Origin of the sequence: Caproicibacter sp. BJN0012 (assembly GCF_035986805.1) — a bacterium.
GTDB lineage: Bacteria > Bacillota > Clostridia > Oscillospirales > Acutalibacteraceae > Caproicibacter.
Genome location: NZ_CP142518.1, coordinates 1,888,562 through 1,907,249, shown reverse-complemented (window position 1 = coordinate 1,907,249; position 18,688 = coordinate 1,888,562). Strand labels below are relative to the sequence as shown.

The window sequence follows — 18,688 nt, the reverse complement described above, 5'->3', positions numbered from 1 at the left end:
GGATGAAGGTCATTGAAGAAGTTTGGAGATTTTTTTCATGAATACATAGATGTTTCACGGCTGCCGGAACCGGTCCGCGAAGGGGCGATCGCTTCCCTCCAGATTGATTCGGCCGTCAGGACGCTCACGGCCAACGTCCTTTTTCCGGCCTTGGTGGAGCGGAACGTACTGGACCATGTGGAACGCAGCATTGTTTCCTGCAAGCCGCTCCGGCTCTCCAAAGCCTGCGTGAAACCAACCTTTCCGCAGGCTTCTTTTTCAACCGATTATTATCCGAGCTTGATTGCCGAATTGAAACGCCGGGAGGCGAGCCTGAACGGAACTTTTACGGATTCCATTGCGGAACTGAAAGATGGCAGGCTTCTGATCACTTTAAAACACGGCGGCGGAGAGATTCTGAAGACCCGCCGCGTGGATCGGCTTCTTTCCGGACTGATCCGCGAGGAGTTCGGACTCAGCCTTGCCGTTGAATTCGGCGGTGTTCTGGCGGCTGAACCGGGGGCCGCCGCGTTCATCAATCGGAAGATCGTGAGGGAAGAGGCGCGCCGCAGGGAAGAGATTACAGAAAATGTGGATTCGGCGGAGCGTTCCCTTCAGCAAAAAACGACCCCAAAAACCATCAGCGTAAGGGAAGGGGAAACCCTTTATCCGACCATCATTCCGGACAGCGCCAGGGAAATTTACGGACATCTGCCGCGCGCCAAGCCGATCCCGATTTCCAAAATCACGCCCGATATCGGAAGCGCCACCATCTGGGGCGAAATCTTTTCCGTCGATCAGAAGGCGACCCGGGACAGGCAGCGGAAAATTTATTCCGTCAACGTGACGGATTACACCGGTTCCATTACGCTGAAGATCATCGAGATGGCGACCCAATGCAAAATGCTGGACACGCTGGCCAAAGGGATGTCCGTTTTAGTTCGCGGAGATGTGGAATACGATAAATACGACCATGAGATCGTCCTCCGGCCCAAGAGCATCGCGACGGTCAGGCAGGTGGAAGTGATGGATGACGCGCAGGAAAAGCGCGTGGAACTGCATCTTCACTCCAACATGTCCGCAATGGACGGGGTCAACTCCGTGTCCGATCTGATCCGCCGGGCGGCAAAATGGGGGCATAAGGCCGTCGCCGTGACCGACCACGGCGTTGTGCAGGCGTTTCCGGATGCGATGAACACCGCGGAGGAATTGAAAAAGAAAGATCAGCCGATCAAAATTCTCTACGGCACGGAAGCCTATTTTGTCAACGATCTGGTGCCGGCCGTCAAGGGCAGCGACAACCGGGAGCTTTCGGGCGAATTCATTTCCTTCGATATTGAAACGACGGGACTGAGCCCTAACGCCGACCGCATTACAGAAATCGGCGCGGTCCGCATCGTGGACGGAGAAGTCAAAGATTCCTTCGACACGTTTGTCAATCCGGAACGCGGCATCCCCGCGAAAATCACGGAGCTGACCGGAATTACGGATCAAATGGTGCGGGACGCTCCGTCGGAGTCCCAGGCTCTGCGGCAATTTTTTGAATTCTGCGGAAAAGACGCGGTGCTGATTGCCCACAACGCGGATTTCGACACATCCTTTATCCGGATTGCCGCCGGGCGGAGCGGATTTGAATTTGAGAACACCTACATAGACACCGTTCCGATGTGCCGCTCCCTTTTAAAGGGGATCAAAAACGCGAAGCTGGACACCGTCGCGAAATATCTGAAGCTCGACCCGTTCAACCACCACCGCGCCTGTGACGACGCCGCGGTGCTCGGGCAGATTTTTTTAAGGCTGGTTCAGCAGCTCAAAGAGGATACCGGCGCGAAAACGGTGCAGGATATCAATAGCTGCCTTGCCGGCGGGGATATCAAAAAAATGAAATCCTACCATATGATTCTGCTGGCAAAAAACCAGACAGGCCTTAAAAATCTATACAAGCTGATTTCCAAATCACACCTGGATTATTTTTATCGAAATCCCCGGATTCCGAAGTCTGAATTATTGAAATACCGTGAGGGCCTTATAGTCGGCAGCGCCTGTGAAGCCGGTGAGCTTTACAGAGCGATTTCCGGCGCGCAGCCGTGGTCCGCCCTGTGCGAAATCGCGTCGTTTTACGATTATCTGGAAATTCAGCCGATCGGGAACAACCGGTTCATGGTGCGGGAAGGGCTGGTTCCGGACGAGGAGAAAATCCGTGAATTCAACCGCACGGTGGTCAGGCTGGGCGAAAAGCTGAATCTGCCCGTCGTCGCGACCTGCGACGTTCATTTCATGGACCCGAAGGACGGGGACTACCGCAAAATCCTGATGCAGGGCCTCGGCTTCAAAGATACGGATGAGCAGGCTCCGCTTTATTTCAGGACCACAAAGGAAATGCTGCGGGAGTTTTCCTATCTGGGCAAGGAAAAGGCATATGAGGTCGTCGTGACGAATCCAAACCGGATCGCGGATGGGATCGAGGAAATCCGGCCGATTCCGGAGGGGACTTTTCCCCCGTTCATCGAGGGCGCGGAGGAGCAGCTCACTGAAATTTCCTGGACGCGCGCCAAGGAACTGTACGGCGATCCGCTGCCCGAACTGGTCCAAAAGCGGCTGGAGCGGGAACTCGGTTCCATCACGAAGCACGGCTTTTCCATCCTGTATATGATCGCGCAGAAGCTGGTTGCGGATTCCGTTGCGCACGGATATCTGGTCGGCTCGCGCGGCTCGGTCGGCTCTTCCTTCGTCGCGAATCTGGCGGGAATCTCCGAAGTGAATCCGCTGGACCCGCACTATGTCTGCCCGAACTGCAAACACAGCGAGTTCATCACCGACGGCAGCATCGGCAGCGGCTTCGACCTTCCGCCGAAGAAGTGCCCCGTCTGCGGAGCGGAGTATAGCCGGGACGGCCATACGATCCCGTTCGAGACCTTTCTCGGGTTCGACGGGGACAAGACCCCCGATATCGATCTGAATTTTTCCGGCGAATATCAGTCGAGCGCCCACCGCTACACGGAGACGCTGTTCGGCAAAGACCATGTGTTCAAAGCCGGAACGATCGCGACGGTGGCCGACAAGACAGCGCTCGGTTTTGTCAAGAAATACGAGGAGGAAAAGGGGCTGGTGCTGCACCGTGCGGAGGAACTGCGCCTCGCGGCGGGCTGCACCGGCGTCAAGCGCACCACGGGCCAGCACCCGGGGGGCATGGTCGTTGTGCCGAAGGGCAAGGAAGTTTTTGATTTCTGCCCGGTGCAGCACCCGGCCAACGACCAGAACTCCGACAGCATCACGACGCATTTCGACTTCCATTCCATCCACGACACCATCTGCAAGCTGGACGAGCTCGGACACGATGTTCCGACCATTTACCGCTATCTGGAGGATTACACCGGCATTCCCGTGATGGACGTTTCCATGAGCGACCCGCAGGTGATGTCCCTGTTCACCTCCACGGAAGCGCTCGGCGTGAAGCCGGAGGATATCGATTCCCAGACCGGCACGTTTTCGCTGCCTGAAGTCGGCACCAGCTTTGTCCGCCAGATGCTGCTCGACTCCAATCCGAAGACTTTCTCCGACCTTCTTCAGATTTCAGGGCTGTCCCACGGCACGGATGTCTGGCTCGGCAACGCGCAGGAACTGATCAAGAACGGGACCTGCACGATTTCGGAGGTCATCGGAACGCGCGACAGCATCATGACATATCTGCTCCATAAAGGGCTGGAACCGAAAATGGCGTTCAAGATCATGGAGATCACCCGAAAGGGCAAGGCGCCGAAGCTGCTGACCGAGGACTACATTCAGGCCATGAAAGATCACGGCGTGCCCCAGTGGTACATCGACTCCTGCATGAAGATCAAGTACATGTTCCCCAAGGCTCACGCCGCGGCCTACATGATTTCGACCCTTCGGCTTGGATGGTACAAGGTCCACCGCCCGGTGGAATACTATGCCGCTTACTTCACCGTGCGCGGCGAGGATTTCGACGGCGCGCTCGTGATGCAGGGCAGGGAGGCGGTGCGGCGAAAAATGAGCGAAATCGCCATGAAGGGCAAAGAAGCCTCCGCCAAGGAGGAATCCGCCTATTCCACGCTGCAGATCGTCAATGAGATGCTGGCCAGGAAAATCGAAGTCCTTCCGCTTGACTTGCACCGGTCTGACGCGAAGAAGTTTCTGGTGGAGGACGGAAAGATCCGGCTTCCGTTCCTCTCGCTTTCCGGGGTCGGCGAAGCCGCCGCAAACAGCCTTGCGGAAGCCGGGAAAAAGGGACCGTATATCTCCGTGGATGACCTGCAGGGCAGGTCTAAAGTGTCAAAATCCGTCATTGAAACCTTTGAAACGGCCGGAGTGCTGAAAGATTTGCCCAAGAGCAGCCAGATGTCTCTGTTTTAGTTGACAACAGTATTTTAGTATGCTATCCTATTAGCACGGTAAAGCGTACCGCGGGAAAACAAGGAGCGCATTCATGAAGAAAAATGACAGGATCACGCCGGAGGGCACCAAGGACTTTTTATTTGAAGAGTGCCTGACAAGAAGATATATTGAAAGAACGATCGGCGATGTCTTCTCCTCCCGCGGGTTTCATGAGGTGGTAACCCCGGGGCTGGAGTTTTATGATGTTTTTGATCCGGATTTTTCAGGCATCTCCCAGGACGTCATGTACAAAATGTCGGATAAGCACGGGCGGCTGATCGTCATGCGTCCGGACTCGACGCTGCCGATCGCGCGCCTGACCGCGACCCGGCTTCAAAATCTGCCGAAACCGATCCGGCTGTACTATACGCAGCCGATCTATCGGAACAATCCGGGGCTGACCGGCCGAAGCGACGAATCCGTACAGACCGGAATCGAGCTTCTGGGCGCCTCAGGACTCCGTGCCGACCTTGACGTGATTGCGACGGCGCTGGAAGCGCTGGGAAAATGCTTGCCTGGATACCGCCTGGAAATCGGCCACGCCGGATTTTTCCGTACCCTTGCCGGGCGGATTCCAGCCGGGGAAAATCTGAGGGAAGAGATTCGAAGCGCGATCGAAACGAAAAATTACGCCCGCCTGAACGGCATTCTGGACGGACTGCCGGAGAGCAGGGACGTGCTCGCGCTGCGGGAACTGCCAAGGCTCTTCGGCGGCGAGGAAGTGTTCGACCGCGCTTCGCATCTGTGCGGCGATGAGAGGCTTGCCGGCATCCTTGACTATCTGCGGGGAGTATATCGATCTCTTTCCGAGCTGGAACAGAGCGGCCAGTTGATGATCGATTTGGGACTGGTACAGAGAAACGACTACTATACCGGCATCGTGTTCAGCGCCTATGTGGAGGAATTCGGCGACGCCGTTCTGCTGGGAGGCCGTTACGACAATCTGCTGGGGCACTTCGGTCAGCCGATGCCCGCCATCGGATTCGCCGTGAACGTGGACGCGATTGCCAAGACCCTGCTGGACCGGGGAAATGTCTGCCCGGTTCTCCCGATGGACATTCTGGTCCACGGGGACGCAGGCTGCGAGGTCAAGGCCCTCGAATATGCCTCCGATCTGATTTCAAAGGGGCTGCACTGCGAAACCAGCGTGTTCGAAACGCAGGACGATGCGATCGCTTATGCGCAGACAAGCGGAATCAAACGGATCGATTTTGTCGGCGAAACCGTGAAGACGATCAATCTGATATAAGGCGGGAAAAGATGAAACCACTGAGAATCGCCCTGACAAAGGGCAGGCTGGAAGACAGCACGGTCGGCCTTCTTGAGAAAATCGGCTGCGACTGCTCGGCGGTCCGGAACAAGGGAAGGAAACTGATCCTTCCGGTCGGAGACGGAATGGAAGTCGTCCTTGCGAAAGCGGCGGACGTTATCACCTATGTGGAATACGGCGTCTGCGACCTCGGCGTGGTCGGCAAAGATACGATCCTTGAAAAAGGCGGAAGCTTTTATGAGGTGTTGGATTTAGGCTTCGGCAGGTGCAGATTTGCTTTAGCCGGTCCGAAAAATGTTGATTTTTTCAGCGGGTATTCCGCCAAGACCATCGCGACGAAATATCCCCGGGTCGCGCGGAATTATTTTGAGAGCAAGGCGATGGACGTCCGGATCATCAGGATCGAAGGGTCCGTCGAGCTGGCCCCGCTCCTCGGCCTTGCCGACGCAATCGTCGATCTTGTCGAGACGGGAACGACTCTGAGGGAAAACGGGCTTGCGGTGATCGAAACCATCTGCGATGTTTCCGCGCGGCTGATCGTCAACGCGGCGAGCATGAAACTCAGGAAAACGGAGATCGAGACCCTGACCGGCCGGATGGAACAGTTCATTCACCGGTCGTCTTCCCGCGAAAGGGAGGAAAAAATATGCTGAAGATTCTGGACGGAAACGGTGATGCCGGCAGGGAGTTGATTGCTCAGCTGAAACGGCGCGGGGGCAAGTCAAGCCCGGAGATCGAACAGACCGTCGCGGAGATCGTTGCGGAGGTCCGGGAGCGCGGCGACGCGGCGGTTCGCGAATATACCATGAAGTTCGACGGTTCGATCCCGGAACCGTTGAAACTCGGCAGGGAAGAGATGAAGGCCGCCGCGCAGGGCTGCAAACCCGCCTTCCTCGCTGCCCTTGACCGCGCCTCGGCGAATATCAGGGATTTCCACGAACGGCAGAAGCAGCAGAGCTGGTTTACGACCGGCCCGGACGGCGTGATGATGGGACAGCGGGTCCGCGGCCTCAGGCGCGTCGGCATTTATGTTCCGGGCGGCACGGCGGCGTATCCTTCCTCCGTGCTGATGAACGCGATCCCCGCGAAAATCGCCGGAGTGGGTGAGATCGTGATGGCGACGCCGCCGGGCAAAAACGGAAAACCGAATCCGAACATCCTGGCGGCGGCCTATACGGCGGGCGTGGACCGGATCTTTCAGATCGGCGGGGCGCAGGCGGTAGCCGCGCTGGCGTTCGGGACCGAAACGGTTCCGACGGTCGATAAGATCGTCGGACCGGGAAACATCTATGTCGCGACGGCCAAAAAACAGCTTTACGGCACGGTCGGGATCGACATGGTTGCCGGGCCGAGCGAGATCCTGATTCTGGCGGATGAAACCGCGAATCCCGTTTTTCTGGCCGCCGACCTGATGTCGCAGGCCGAGCACGACGTCCTTGCTTCCGCGGTTCTTCTGACGACCTCCCGAAGCGTTGCGGAGAAAACAGTCGCGGAGATTTCCCGCCAGATTCAAGCGCTTTCCCGCCGGGAGCTGATCGAAAAATCCCTGGAAAACTACGGGGCCGTTGTAGTTTGTAAAAACATGGAGGACGCCGTCGCCTTTGCCAACGAGCTTGCCCCGGAGCATCTGGAACTGTGTGTTGAAAGGCCAATGGAATACCTGGGAAGAATTGACAACGCGGGTTCGGTTTTCCTCGGCGAATACTCCCCGGAACCGCTCGGCGACTATTTTGCGGGGCCAAACCACGTGCTGCCCACAAGCGGAACCGCGCGGTTTTGTTCCCCGCTTTCCGTGGACAGTTTTGTAAAAAAGTCAAGTTTTCTGTACTATACCCCAAAAGCTCTGAATTCGGCAAAAAGCGATATCATCACGCTTGCCCGGACGGAGGGCCTGACCGCGCACGCCAATTCAATTGAAGTGAGGGATTCCGATGGCGTATCGTCTGAACTCGAAAATCAGAGACCTGAAGCCCTATGAGCCGGTCACCGGCCGGTATCCGATCCGCCTGGACGCGAACGAATCCTTTCGGCGTCCGACGGAGGAAATCCTTGAAAAAATCAGAAATGCCGCGGCAAGCGCTGCGTTCAACCGGTATCCCGACCCTTATGCGGAGGAGCTCTGCGCCGCTTTTGCCGATTACTACGGCGTGGATCGATCGAACGTCACCGCCGGAAACGGTTCCGACGAGCTGATTTCCGTCATTCTCGGCGCTTTCATAATGAATGGCGATCCCGTGATGACGCTTTCCCCCGACTTTTCCATGTACCGCTTTTACGGCTACCTGAATGAAGCAAAGTGTCTGGAATACCCCAAAAATCCGGACTTTTCCGTCGATCCGGATGAGCTGATTGCTTCTGTTCGGGGAAGCGGCGTCAGGGCTTTGGTCTTCTCGAATCCCTGCAATCCGACCGGGCGGGGACTCACAAGGGAAGAGGTGCGGAAGCTGGTCGGCAGTGTCGACGCGCTCGTCGTTCTGGACGAGGCGTACATGGATTTCTGGGATCAGTCCCTGATTCGCGAAGCGGAACAGTACGATAATCTGATTCTTCTCCGGACCTGCTCCAAGATGTTCGGAATGGCCGCGCTCCGCCTGGGCTTCGCGGTCGCGAACCCGGCGCTGACCGCAGCAATCCGCGCCGTCAAATCCCCTTACAATGTCAACGCGTGTTCACAGAAAATCGGTTCCGTTGTGCTGAGGGAAAGGGACTGGATCCGTTCCGGCCTTGCGGAAATCCAGGCATCGCAAAAAGAGCTTTTTACCATGCTGAAATCTCTGGAGGCCCGTCATCCAAGCCAAATCCATGTCTATGACAGCGTGACCAATTTCACGCTGATCGGCGCCGCAGGAAGCAGGCGTGTTTTTGAGGGCCTGATGAAAGCGGGGATCGTCGTCCGGTATATGGGGGATTACCTTCGGATTACCGCCGGCACCCCGGAAGAAAACATGGAACTGATCCGTCGGCTTGAAGCGGTATTATAAAAGGGAGGCGCACGCCGTGAGGACTTCCGAACAGATCCGAAAGACAAAAGAGACCGACTGCTCCGTGCAGTTGAACCTGGATGGCGGGAAAGTGGAAATTTCAACGGGGATCGGCTTTTTTGACCATATGCTGAATTCGTTTGCGGTACACGGAGGCTTCGGCTTAAAAATCGCGGTTTCCGGCGACCTGAATGTGGACGGGCATCACACGGTGGAGGATACGGGCATTGTCCTGGGCAGGGCGTTTGCCGGGGCGCTGGGGGACCGGTCCGGAATCGCGCGCTTCGGAAGTTTCTATGTTCCGATGGACGAAGCGCTTGCATTTGCCGCCGTCGATATCAGCGGGCGCCCCTTTCTTGTCTTTGGCGCCGACTTCCGCCAGGACCGGATCGGCGATTACGATTCCTGTCTGACGGAGGAATTCATGAGAGCGTTTGCCATGAACGCCGGGATCACTCTCCATGCTTCGGTAAAATACGGGACCAACGCGCATCACCAGACGGAAGCTCTCTTCAAGGCGGCGGGGCATGCCATGCGCCTTGCGGTTTCGCCTACCGGGCAAGGCACTCTTTCAACAAAAGGAACTTTATAATTTGGAGGAACTGCTGTGATACTCTTGCCGGCAATTGATTTGAAGGACGGGGAGTGCGTCCGCCTGTTTCAGGGCGATTACAGCACGGCCCGCCGCGTCGCCGAGGACGCGCTGGAAACGGCGCACGCGTTTCGGGAGGCCGGAGCCGAATGGTTGCACGTCGTCGATTTGAACGGGGCGAAGGCCGCGAAGCCGGTGAACGCGGACCTGATGTTCCGCATTCGGAAAACGTCGGGGCTCCGGCTGGAGGTCGGCGGCGGCATCCGGGATATGGAAACTGTTGATTTTTATCTGAAAAACGGCATTTCCCGGGTGATCCTCGGAACGGCCGCGGTGACCAGCCCCGAACTTGTCGTTTCGGCGGTGGAAAAATACGGGGACAGGATCGCCGTCGGCGTCGACGCGAGGGACGGGATGGTCGCACAGAAAGGATGGACCGAAACTTCCTCTATCGATTATCTCAGCATGGCGAAACACATGGAGCTGGTGGGCGTAAAGTATATTATCTTTACGGACATCTCCAGAGATGGAACCCTGACGGGCCCGAACCTCTCGATGCTGAAACAGCTTCAAAACAGTGTTTCCTGCCGGATTATCGCGAGCGGCGGCGTCAGTGGCCTGAAAGATATCAAGGATCTCCGGGATTTAAAACTGTATGGGGCGATCTGCGGCAAATCGCTTTATTCCGGTGGCCTCGATCTGAGGGAAGCGGTTGCTCTCTGCGGAAAGACAGAAGGAGATTGAAACAAAGTGAATCTGTATCGGACCGAGATTCCGGAGGATGCGATCGAGCCTTTTTTTCAAAAGGCGGATCTGCTCCCGGCGATCGTTCAGGAGGCGGAGACCGGCGAGGTGTTGATGCTTGCTTACATGAACCGGCAGTCCATGCGGAAGACTCTGGAAACGGGATACACGTGGTTTTACAGCCGTTCGCGCGGGGAACTGTGGAACAAGGGCGCCACCTCAGGCCATGTGCAGAAAGTGACACGCATTCTGGGGGACTGCGACAGCGACACGCTTCTGGTTGTCGTCCATCAGACCGGCGCCGCGTGCCATACCGGTTCCCACAGCTGCTTTTTCAACGAAATCTGGAGGGACACCAATGAATGACGCATTGCAGAACCTGTACCAAACCGTTCTGGACCGCAAGAAGGAGCATCTCGAAGGTTCCTATACCTGTTATCTGTTTGAGCAAGGGCTGGACAAGATCCTGAAAAAGTGCGGGGAAGAGTGCAGCGAAGTGATCATCGCGGCGAAAAACGGGAAAAATTCCGACACGGTTTCAGAAATTTCCGATTTGCTTTATCATCTGACCGTACTGATGGCCAATGAAGGAATTTCGTTGGAGGAAGTGGAAACGGAACTGGAAAAGCGGAGCGAAAAGACGGGGAATCTCAAAAAATTCCATCAGGTCGATAGGAATACATGAAAAACGCCGCCCGGATCAAAAAGTCCGGGCGGCGTTTCGTAATCCCCCGCCCACCGGTCAAATCCTTCCTTCGTCAGCATTTCGTTTCCTCCCTGTTCCGGCCGTCCGCTTCGGGGAACCGGTAAAACTCCTTTAAAAACCAGATGTCCTTTGCCTCGATTTCCTTTCCGTTCAGGTACTCCAGGATTCCGGCGTCCGACGTGAACCGGAATTTCAGCTTATAGGAGTAAAGCGCCTGATAGGGAAAGCCGGAGGCTTTATTTTGGGCGTTCGTTCCGTATTTTCCGTCCCCAGCCAGAGGATGCCCGATGGAGGCCAGGTGCGCCCTGATCTGGTGGGTCCGGCCGGTCAGCAGCTCGACCTCCAGCAGGCTGAACGCTCTCCGCTGCGCCAGAACCCGGTATTTTGTCCGGATCATCCGCGCGTCGCGCGTCGGCCCGTCCGAAATATAGACCCGGTTCTGCTTTTCGTTCTTTTGCAGATATCCTTCCAGCGTGGCTTCCTTTTTCTGCGGAACGCCGCAGACGACGCAGAGATAGAGCTTCTGCAGCTCCCTCTGCTTCACCTTCTCGTTCATGATGCGAAGCGTTTCCGCGTTTTTCGCCGCCAGCACAAGGCCGCCCGTATTGCGGTCGATACGATTGATCAGAGCCGGGGCGAAGGAATTTTCCGCGTCAGGGTCGTATTCTCCCTTTTCGTAAAGATAGTGCTGGACCCTTGCGATCAGGGAATCGAAATGATAGGTTTCGTCCGGGTGGACGATCAGCCCGGGCTGCTTGTCCAAAACAAGAAGGTTTTGGTCCTCGTAGGCGATGTTCAGCCGGTTGGGCGCTTTCAAAAAATCATATTCCTTCGGTTCCTTCTGCAAAAATTCGTCCTTCAGATACATGGAAAGCACGTCGTTTTCCGAGAGCCGGGCCGAGATTTCGCATCGCCTGCCGTTGAGCCTGATATCCTTTTTCCGGATGCTTTTGTACAGCATGGACTGCGGCAGGTTCGGAAAGGATTTCGTCAGAAATTTATCCAGGCGCTGTCCCGCATCGTTTGCGCCGATGATCATTGTTTTTCTCATGTGTGTGTTCTCCTGCAAATCATAGACTTTGGAATCGATTATAGCATGATTTGGGAGGACCGAAAAGGCGAAAAGGCTTTTCAAAAAAATTATTTTAGTATATAATAGAAAAAAACTGCAAAGCACAAAGGAGATTCGATAGATGACTCAGGAACGGGCCTTGGAAATTTTCAGGGAGGCGGGCGTGCTGCTGGAAGGGCATTTCAAGCTGACTTCCGGACGCCACAGCAACCGATACCTTCAATGCGCGAAGGTTTTCCGCAATACCAGATATAGTGAAGAGCTCTGCGCCGCTCTTGCCGAAAAGTATCAAAAAGACGGAATCGAGGTCGTGATCGGCCCGGCAATGGGCGCGGTGCAGATGGCCTACGAGGTCAGCCGCGCGCTTCATTGCGAGAATTTTTTTACCGAGCGCGGCGAAGACGGAAAAATGGCCTTGCGCCGGGGATTTGCCGTCCATCCGGGGCAGCGCGTGCTGATTGTGGAGGATGTCGTCACAACCGGCGGTTCCGTCCGGGAAGTGATGGAGCTGGTCCGGCAAAGCGGCGGCGCAGTCGCCGGCATCGGCTCCATCGTGGACCGCACGGGAGGAAAAATCGATTTCGGTGTGCCGTATCAGGCGGTCGTCTCACTGGAAGTCGAGTCATGGGAACCGCGGGACTGCCCTTTGTGTAAAGCGGGAGCCCCGGCGCCCGTGAAGCCGGGAAGCAGGAAAAGCTGATTCGTGAAAAAGGGAGCGGCTGTTTTGGAGAAAAAGCCCGTTGATGAAAATCGAAAACAGCCCGAAGCAAAATCCTTGCATGGCGGACACAGGGAACGGGTAAAAAGTCAGTTCCTGAAAAACGGATTGGATTCTTTTCAGCCTCATTCTATTCTGGAGCTTCTTCTTTATTACGCAATCCCGCTCAAGGACACCAATCCGATCGCGCATCAGCTTCTTCAGAAATTCGGTTCCCTGTCCGGCACTTTCGACGCGCCGTATGAAGAGCTTCTGAAAGTGGACGGGATCGGAAGATCCGCCGCGACGCTGATCAAGCTGATCCCGCAGATCTGCCGCCGGTACCAGGAAGATATTGACAGAGACAAGATCGTCATTTACAGCTATGATGAAGCGGGAAAGCGGCTGGTCAACAAATTCATCGGCCGGCAGAACGAGGTCGTCGTCCTAATGCTGCTCGACAGTAAGACCCGGATCCTTTTCTGCGACGTCGTAGACGAGGGATCCGTCAACTCCGCCAATATCTATATCAAAAAAATCGTCAGGCTTTCCGTGCAGTACGACGCCTCTTACGCGATTCTGTCCCATAACCATCCGAGCGGAAGCTGTCTGCCGTCCAAGCAGGATCTGAGCACGACGCGCTGGGTTTACGAGGCGCTCGATACCGTGGAGGTGCGGCTGATCGACCATATTATTGTCAGCGGCAACGATTATCTGTCCATCGCGCAGAGCAAGCTGATGCCGGAGCTCTTCAACTCGGAACTGGAGTAAAAACATGGATTTCAAATTGGTTTCCAAATATCAGCCGACCGGCGACCAGCCGAAGGCGATTTGCCGGCTGGTGGACGGCCTCCACAAAGGAGACCGGGAGCAGACCCTGCTGGGCGTGACCGGCTCCGGCAAAACGTTCACCATGGCGAACGTGATTGCGCAGATGAACCGCCCCGCGCTGGTTCTGGCCCACAACAAAACCCTCGCCGCCCAGCTCTGCTCTGAATTCCGTGAATTTTTTCCGGAAAACGCCGTGGAGTATTTTGTCAGCTATTACGATTATTATCAGCCGGAAGCCTATATCCCGACGACGGACACCTACATTGAAAAGGACTCCGCGATCAACGATGAGATCGACAAGCTGAGGCACTCCGCGACTTCCGCACTCTCGGAGCGCAGGGACGTGATCATCGTTGCCAGCGTATCCTGCATTTACAGCCTGGGCGACCCGATCGATTACCGCACCATGGTCATTTCCCTTCGTCCGGGCATGAAGAAGAACCGGGACGAACTGCTGAAAAAGCTGGTGGAAATCCAATATGAGCGAAACGACGTCAACTTCATCCGCAATAAATTCCGCGTTCACGGGGACGTCGTGGAGATTTTCCCCGTTCAGTCCAACGACACCGCCGTCCGGATCGAGTTCTTCGGGGATGAAATCGACAGGATCCGGGAGATCAACCCGCTGACCGGAGACATCAAGTCCGATTTAAAGCACATTGCGATTTACCCGGCATCCCATTATATTGTTCCAAAGGAAAAAATGCATCGTGCCATCGAAGAGATCAACCGGGAAATGGAGAAACGCGTCGCGCTGTTTCAAAGCCAGAACAAGCTGATCGAGGCGCAGCGCATTCAGGAACGCACCAGATACGATATGGAAATGCTGGGGGAAATCGGTTTTTGCAAGGGGATTGAAAACTATTCACGAATTCTTTCCGGGCGCGCGCCCGGCAGTTCTCCGTTTACCTTGCTCGACTATTTCCCGAAGGATTTTATTTTGTTCGTGGACGAGTCCCACGTCACGCTGCCGCAGGTCCGCTCCATGTACGCGGGAGACCGCGCGCGCAAGGAGACGCTGATCGATTTCGGATTCCGCCTTCCGTCCGCCTATGACAACCGCCCGTTGAATTTCGACGAGTTTTACCGGCATATCAATCAGGCGGTCTTTGTCAGCGCGACGCCGGGTGATCTCGAAAAGGAAAAGTCGGCCCAGATCGTCGAGCAGGTGATCCGCCCGACCGGGCTGGTCGACCCGGAGATCATCGTGAAGCCGACGGACGGGCAGATCGACGACTTGATTTCGGAAATCAACCTGAGAACCGCGAAGAAAGAGCGCGTGCTGGTCACGACGCTGACCAAAAAGATGGCGGAGGACCTGACCGCTTATCTGGACTCGATGGGCATCCGCGTGCGCTATATGCATCACGATATCGACACCATCGAGCGCATGGAGATCATCCGCGACCTGCGGCTCGGGGAATTCGACACGCTGGTCGGCATCAACCTGCTGCGCGAGGGGCTCGATATCCCGGAGGTTTCCCTCGTCGCGATCCTCGATGCGGACAAGGAGGGTTTCCTCCGCAGCGAACGCTCGCTGATCCAGACCATCGGGCGCGCGGCGCGAAACGCGAACGGGCAGGTCATCATGTACGCGGATTCCGTCACCCCTTCCATGGAAGCCGCCATCCGGGAGACACAGCGCAGGCGGGACATCCAGATGCAGTACAACCGGGAACACGGCATCACGCCGAAAACGATCATCAAGGGTGTTTCCGACATTCTGGAAATCAGCACCCGGAAAGAGGAATCCGGGAGCGGAAAGAAACGGAAACGCCTGACCGCCACGGAACGAAAACAGATGATCGAACAGTTGACCAGGGAAATGAAGGCGGCCGCCAAGCTGCTCGAATTTGAACACGCCGCATGGCTGCGCGATCGGATCAAGGAACTCAGCAGCGGGAAATAGAGGGAATTACGGAGGAACTATGCCAGCAAAAAACATTCTGATTAAAGGCGCAAGAGAACATAATCTAAAAAATATTGATTTGGAGATTCCGCGCGACAAGCTGATCGTCTTTACAGGACTTTCCGGCTCCGGGAAGTCCTCGCTTGCGTTTGACACGATTTACGCGGAAGGGCAGCGCAGATATGTGGAGTCGCTTTCTTCCTACGCGCGCCAGTTTCTGGGCCAGGTGGACAAGCCGGACGTCGATTCCATCGACGGGCTGTCCCCGGCGATTTCCATCGATCAGAAGACGACCTCGAAAAATCCGCGTTCCACGGTCGGCACGGTGACGGAAATCTACGATTATCTGCGTCTGCTGTACGCGCGGATCGGAATTCCTCACTGCCCGGTCTGCGGACGGGAAATCCGCCAGCAGACCGTCGATCAGATCGTCGACCAGGTCATGAATCTGCCGGAAGGTTTAAAAATCCTGGTGCTGGCGCCGGTGGTGCGCGAGAGAAAGGGAGAGCATCTCAAGGAGTTTGAGGCCGCCAGAAAAAGCGGGTATGTCCGTGTACGCGCGGACGGCATCATCTATGACCTTTCCGAGACGATCAAGCTGGAAAAGAATAAAAAGCATACCATTGAAATCGTGGTGGACCGGCTTGTAATCCATCCCTCCGTGCGCTCCCGTCTGGCGGATTCCATTGAAACCGCCTCCGGACTGTCGGGCGGCCTGACGGTCGTCAGCGTTGTGGACGGGGAAGACCATGTTTTTTCCCAGAATTACGCCTGCCCGGAACACGGCGTCAGCGTGGAGGAACTGACGCCCCGCATGTTTTCCTTCAACAACCCCTTCGGGGCCTGCCCTAAGTGCGCCGGACTCGGCGTCTTCATGAAAATCGACCCGGACCTGATCCTTCCGGACAAATCCCTCTCCATCAACCAGGGCGGCATCAAAGCGGGGGGATGGGCCATGGAGGGCAACACCATTGCGGCGATGTATTTCCGCGCGCTTGCGAAGCATTATCATTTTTCACTCGACACTCCAATCGGCGAACTGCCGAAGCAGGTGATCGACATCCTGCTGTACGGCACGAACGGGGAAAAGATCCGGGTGGAGCGCAGCAGCGAATACGCGCACAGCGTTTATCAGACGGAATTCGAGGGGATCGTCAATAACCTGGAGCGCCGTTACCGGGACACGCAGAGCAACTGGATCAAAGAGGAGATCCAGTCGTATATGAGCGCAATCCCCTGCGATGCCTGTCACGGCAAGCGCCTGTCGCCCACCAGCCTGTCCGTCACGGTTGGCGGGATCAATATCGCCGACCTGTGCGGCAAATCGGTGACGGAGGCGCTTGAATTTTTTGACGGGCTGAAGCTGACGGACCGGGAAACCATGATCGCCCGATTGATTTTGCGGGAGATTCGCAGCCGCCTCGGCTTCCTGAAGAACGTCGGGCTGGAATACCTGACGCTTTCGCGCTCCGCGGGGACGCTCTCCGGCGGGGAGAGCCAGCGGATCCGGCTCGCGACGCAGATCGGTTCCTCTTTGACCGGCGTGCTGTACATTCTGGACGAGCCCAGCATCGGCCTGCATCAAAGAGACAACGCGAAGCTGCTGGATACCCTGAAGCACCTGCGGGATATCGGCAACACGGTGATCGTCGTCGAGCACGACGAGGAGACCATGCTGGCCGCCGACCACATCGTCGATATCGGCCCGGGCGCCGGGGTTCACGGCGGGGAAGTGGTGTTCAGCGGAAAGGTGAAGGATATTCTGAACTGCAAAGGCTCCGTCACGGGCGACTACCTGAGCGGCCGCAGGAAAGTGGAAATTCCGGAAGTCAGGCGCAAGGGCAACGGGAAAAAACTTTCCGTCGCCGGGGCCTCGCAGAACAACCTGAAAAACATCAGCGTGGAATTTCCGCTCGGAGAATTCATCTGCGTCACCGGTGTCTCCGGCTCCGGCAAGTCCTCGCTGATCAATGAAATCCTCTACAAGTATCTGGCCGCGGAACTGAACGGAGCGAAAAGCCGGCCCGGCTCTTTCAAAAAAATAACCGGCCTTGACGCGCTCGACAAGGTCATTCAGATCGACCAGTCGCCGATCGGCCGCACGCCCCGTTCCAATCCGGCAACCTATACCGGCGTGTTTACCGATATCCGGATCCTGTTCGCCTCCACCCAGGATGCGAAGCTGCGCGGTTATACATCGAGCCGTTTCTCCTTTAATGTGAAGGGAGGACGGTGCGAGGCGTGCGAGGGCGACGGTATCATCAAGATCGAGATGAATTTCCTTCCGGACGTCTACGTCCCCTGCGACGTGTGCAAGGGAAAGCGGTACAACCGGGAAACGCTCGAAATCAAATACAAGGGAAAAAGCATCTACGACGTTCTCGAAATGACTGTGGAGGAAGGCCTTCAGTTCTTTTCCGAAATTCCCCGCATCGCGCGCAAGCTGCAGACGATTCAGGACGTGGGCCTTGGATACGTGAAGATCGGCCAGCCCGCGACCACTCTCTCCGGCGGTGAGGCGCAGCGTGTCAAGCTGGCGGCGGAACTGGGAAAGCGCCCGACGGGCCGCACTATTTACATCCTGGACGAGCCGACCACGGGCCTGCACATCGCGGACGTTCACAAACTGATCGAAGTATTGCAGAAGCTGGTGGACGGAGGAAACACGGTCCTCGTCATCGAGCATAATCTGGATCTGATCAAGACGGCGGATTATATCGTCGATTTAGGCCCGGAGGGCGGTAACGCGGGAGGACAGGTCGTGGCGGCCGGCACGCCGGAAGAGGTGGCACGGGTGCCGGAGTCCTACACCGGGCAGTACCTGAAAAAGATTCTGGCGGGAAATCATTCGGCCGTGTGAGAAAGGGGGGAGTCCGGTGGTCCGAAACGTCGTATTCGACATGGGCAATGTCCTGTCCGATTACAATCCGAGGAAATACGCTGAATCTCTGCTGGAGGACCCGGAGGCCGCCGACGCCGTGGTGAAGGAGCTGTTCGGCGGGCCGGAATGGCTGCTGCTGGACGCCGGGACCATAGAGGAAAGCTATGCCGTGTCTGAAGTCCAGAAACGCATTCCGCAGTTTGCGGAAGCCGTCGCGACCGCCATGGACCATTGGCGCTGCGTTCTGGACCCGGTTCCGGGAATGCCGGAACTGGTGGACCGGATCCGGCAAAACGGATACCGCCTGTATCTGCTTTCGAATGTAAGCCTGCGCTTCCTCCGGTTTTACGGGGAGGTGGCGATGTTCCGGCATTTCGACGGCTTCCTGATTTCCGCGGAGGAAAAGCTCGTAAAGCCGGACCCGGCCATCTACCGGCGGCTGTGTGAGAAATTTGAACTTCTTCCTTCGGAATGCCTGTTCATCGACGACATGCAGGAAAATATCGACGAGGCGGTGCGGCAGGGCTTTCAGGGACATCGTTTCGCGGGGGCGGAGGAGCTGGAGCGGTTTCTGACCGGGGAAAGAATTCTGACATAAAAAAGGGGAGCCGGAACCGGCTCCTGAAAATTT

General features: G+C 56.4%; 15 protein-coding genes. 14 read left to right on the top strand and 1 reads right to left on the bottom strand.

The annotated features are described in order from the left end of the window. Positions 1–12: 12 nt before the first annotated feature. The 9 genes from VA597_RS09200 to hisE all read left to right on the top strand — a co-directional run bounded on the left by VA597_RS09200 (position 13) and on the right by hisE (position 10,646). Entirely contained in the window at positions 13–4,353 is a 4,341-nt protein-coding gene (locus VA597_RS09200; RefSeq protein ID WP_243112468.1) for a PolC-type DNA polymerase III, read from the top strand. A gap of 73 nt (positions 4,354–4,426) precedes the next feature. After that, positions 4,427–5,623: an ATP phosphoribosyltransferase regulatory subunit gene (hisZ, locus tag VA597_RS09195; RefSeq protein ID WP_128742478.1), complete on the top strand. Its 1,197-nt coding sequence runs from the start codon at positions 4,427–4,429 to the stop codon at positions 5,621–5,623. Positions 5,624–5,634: 11 nt separating this feature from the next. Then, positions 5,635–6,297 carry an ATP phosphoribosyltransferase gene (hisG, locus tag VA597_RS09190; RefSeq protein WP_128742477.1) on the top strand — a complete coding sequence of 221 codons (663 nt, stop codon included), beginning with the start codon at positions 5,635–5,637 and terminating at the stop codon, positions 6,295–6,297. Then, positions 6,291–7,622, top strand: coding sequence for a histidinol dehydrogenase (gene hisD, locus VA597_RS09185; protein WP_128742476.1), 1,332 nt, complete (start codon positions 6,291–6,293; stop codon positions 7,620–7,622). Before hisG ends, hisD begins: the two co-directional genes overlap by 7 nt. After that, entirely contained in the window at positions 7,576–8,625 is a 1,050-nt protein-coding gene (hisC, locus tag VA597_RS09180; RefSeq protein ID WP_128742475.1) for a histidinol-phosphate transaminase, read from the top strand. The genes hisD and hisC overlap by 47 nt, the downstream gene beginning before the upstream one ends. 16 nt (positions 8,626–8,641) lie before the next feature. After that, the gene (hisB, locus tag VA597_RS09175; protein WP_128742474.1) at positions 8,642–9,217 is read left to right on the top strand and encodes an imidazoleglycerol-phosphate dehydratase HisB; all 576 of its coding nucleotides are present in this window, start codon (positions 8,642–8,644) and stop codon (positions 9,215–9,217) included. 15 nt (positions 9,218–9,232) lie between these two features. Next, complete coding sequence (gene hisA / locus VA597_RS09170) at positions 9,233–9,961, top strand: 1-(5-phosphoribosyl)-5-[(5-phosphoribosylamino)methylideneamino]imidazole-4-carboxamide isomerase (protein WP_128742473.1); 729 nt, start codon at positions 9,233–9,235, stop codon at positions 9,959–9,961. 6 nt (positions 9,962–9,967) lie between these two features. Then, on the top strand, positions 9,968–10,327 hold the full coding sequence (gene hisI / locus VA597_RS09165) for a phosphoribosyl-AMP cyclohydrolase (RefSeq protein WP_128742472.1): 360 nt from the start codon (positions 9,968–9,970) through the stop codon (positions 10,325–10,327). Continuing rightward, positions 10,320–10,646, top strand: coding sequence for a phosphoribosyl-ATP diphosphatase (gene hisE / locus VA597_RS09160; RefSeq protein ID WP_128742471.1), 327 nt, complete (start codon positions 10,320–10,322; stop codon positions 10,644–10,646). The genes hisI and hisE overlap by 8 nt, the downstream gene beginning before the upstream one ends. Positions 10,647–10,719: 73 nt before the next feature. Here hisE and VA597_RS09155 read toward each other — a convergent pair whose 3' ends face one another. Further along, on the bottom strand, positions 10,720–11,718 hold the full coding sequence (locus VA597_RS09155; protein ID WP_128742470.1) for an RluA family pseudouridine synthase: 999 nt from the start codon (positions 11,716–11,718) through the stop codon (positions 10,720–10,722). A gap of 142 nt (positions 11,719–11,860) precedes the next feature. Between VA597_RS09155 and pyrE the strand changes: the two genes are divergently transcribed. The 5 genes from pyrE to VA597_RS09130 are packed head-to-tail and all read left to right on the top strand — an operon-like array spanning position 11,861 to position 18,655. After that, positions 11,861–12,439, top strand: a complete 579-nt coding sequence (gene pyrE / locus VA597_RS09150) for an orotate phosphoribosyltransferase (RefSeq protein WP_128742469.1) — start codon at positions 11,861–11,863, stop codon at positions 12,437–12,439. 3 nt (positions 12,440–12,442) lie between these two features. Then, complete coding sequence (locus tag VA597_RS09145) at positions 12,443–13,207, top strand: JAB domain-containing protein (RefSeq protein WP_128742468.1); 765 nt, start codon at positions 12,443–12,445, stop codon at positions 13,205–13,207. A 4-nt stretch (positions 13,208–13,211) separates the two neighbouring features. After that, on the top strand, positions 13,212–15,176 hold the full coding sequence (uvrB, locus tag VA597_RS09140; protein ID WP_128742467.1) for an excinuclease ABC subunit UvrB: 1,965 nt from the start codon (positions 13,212–13,214) through the stop codon (positions 15,174–15,176). 19 nt (positions 15,177–15,195) lie between these two features. After that, the gene (gene uvrA, locus VA597_RS09135; RefSeq protein ID WP_128742466.1) at positions 15,196–18,036 is read left to right on the top strand and encodes an excinuclease ABC subunit UvrA; all 2,841 of its coding nucleotides are present in this window, start codon (positions 15,196–15,198) and stop codon (positions 18,034–18,036) included. Positions 18,037–18,052: 16 nt separating this feature from the next. Beyond that, complete coding sequence (locus tag VA597_RS09130; protein ID WP_128742465.1) at positions 18,053–18,655, top strand: HAD family hydrolase; 603 nt, start codon at positions 18,053–18,055, stop codon at positions 18,653–18,655. Positions 18,656–18,688: the final 33 nt, after the last annotated feature.

Excerpts from the sequence above, each read along its gene's own strand:
- hisG (WP_128742477.1), top strand. The coding sequence starts at position 5,635 with ATGAAACCACTGAGAATCGCCCTGACAAAGGGCAGGCTGGAAGACAGC.
- hisE (WP_128742471.1), top strand. The coding sequence starts at position 10,320 with ATGAATGACGCATTGCAGAACCTGTACCAAACCGTTCTGGACCGCAAG.
- VA597_RS09155 (WP_128742470.1), bottom strand. The coding sequence starts at position 11,718 with ATGAGAAAAACAATGATCATCGGCGCAAACGATGCGGGACAGCGCCTG.
- pyrE (WP_128742469.1), top strand. The coding sequence starts at position 11,861 with ATGACTCAGGAACGGGCCTTGGAAATTTTCAGGGAGGCGGGCGTGCTG.
- uvrB (WP_128742467.1), top strand. The coding sequence starts at position 13,212 with ATGGATTTCAAATTGGTTTCCAAATATCAGCCGACCGGCGACCAGCCG.
- hisC (WP_128742475.1), top strand. The coding sequence starts at position 7,576 with ATGGCGTATCGTCTGAACTCGAAAATCAGAGACCTGAAGCCCTATGAG.
- uvrA (WP_128742466.1), top strand. The coding sequence starts at position 15,196 with ATGCCAGCAAAAAACATTCTGATTAAAGGCGCAAGAGAACATAATCTA.
- hisD (WP_128742476.1), top strand. The coding sequence starts at position 6,291 with ATGCTGAAGATTCTGGACGGAAACGGTGATGCCGGCAGGGAGTTGATT.
- hisZ (WP_128742478.1), top strand. The coding sequence starts at position 4,427 with ATGAAGAAAAATGACAGGATCACGCCGGAGGGCACCAAGGACTTTTTA.